Here is a 1,336-nt window from a genome sequence, read left to right on the forward strand (position 1 = left end):
CCCTCGTGTTTCGCACTTTTTGGATCACCGATGTGATGAACTGGTGTTCGGTCCGTAGCTGGATCGGGTGGTGAAAGCCCTTGCTGGGTAGGGCTGGTGGCGGATTCAAAGAAGCATCGGCGGTGTCTGTTTCACCCTGGTGAGAGTGATCCGCCGATGCTTCCTGAAAAGACGATACCGCCGTCGCTGTCCGCTCTTCTGCTGGTCTGTCGTTCCTGCTTCACCGCGCCGACGTTCCGGACCTTCTGTGTGCTGCTGACCGGGATGATCGCGCAGACCCGGCGCCGCACGGTCTGCGGGATGCTCCTGGGCTCCGGGCTGGAGCGGCTGTGGCATCACACCCGGGCCCACCGCTTGTTCTCCAGTGCCCGCTGGTCGGTCGACGAGGTCGGCCTGGCCCTGGCCGGCCTGGTCGTCGAACGCCTTCTGCCACCGGGGGCAGCGCTGGTGGTCGCGGTGGACGACACGTTGTTCAAGCGTTCCGGGCGCAAGGTGTTCGGTGCGGCCTGGCAGCACGACGGTGCCGCCAAGGGGCCCCGGCCGGCCGGGTTCGGGAACTGCTGGGTGGTGGCCGGCCTGGTGGTCACGGTCCCGTTCCTGACCCGCCCGGTGTGCCTGCCGGTGCTGGCCAGGCTGTGGCGGCCACGCCGCACCGGGAAGATCGCCCTGGCCCGCGAGATGACCGAGCTCATCGCCGCCCGCTTCCCCGACCGCACCGTTCATGCGGTCGGTGATGCGGCGTACGCGGGCGAGCACCTGCGCGGCCTGGCGCCGGCTATCACCTGGACCAGCCGCCTGAAGACCACCTCCGTCCTGCACGAACTCCCGCCACCGCGCACGGGCCGCAAGGGACGCCCCCGCACCCGTGGGTCGCGCCTGGGCACCCCGGCGGAGCTGTCGCAACTCCTGGACTGGCGACGCGTCAAAGTCCAGCGCTACGGACGCACCGACACCGTCCTGATCGCCGACCGCGTCTGCCTGTGGTACGGCTCCTTCCACAGCCAGCCCGTGCGCGTCGTGCTCGTCTGGGACGAGAACTGCGGCCCCGGGACGGCGCTGGACCGCGGCTACGGCGCGGCCCTGGTCACCACCGACCTGATCAGCCCGCCCGAGCAGATCGTGGAACGCTACGCGGCACGCTGGTCGATCGAGACCGCGTTCCACGACGCCCGCCAGACCCTGGGCGTCGGCGAAGCCCGAAACCGCACCCCAAGCGCGGTGGAGCGCACCGTCCCCTTCGGCCTGCTCGCCTACACCGTGGTGATCGCCTGGTACACGCTGACCGGCCACCACCCCGCCGACACCGACGAACACCGAACCCGGGCCCGCTGGTACA

The 1,336-nt window shown here is 69.8% G+C and carries 1 protein-coding gene; it reads left to right on the forward strand.

The window, feature by feature from the left end:
- Positions 1-156 precede the first annotated feature (156 nt).
- Positions 157-1,336, forward strand: a 1,180-nt coding sequence (locus ABH925_RS37665; RefSeq protein WP_370156151.1) for a transposase, incomplete at its 3' end; no start/stop codon positions are given.

This window comes from Streptacidiphilus sp. EB129 (assembly GCF_041262645.1).
Classification (GTDB): Bacteria; Actinomycetota; Actinomycetes; order Streptomycetales; family Streptomycetaceae; genus Streptacidiphilus.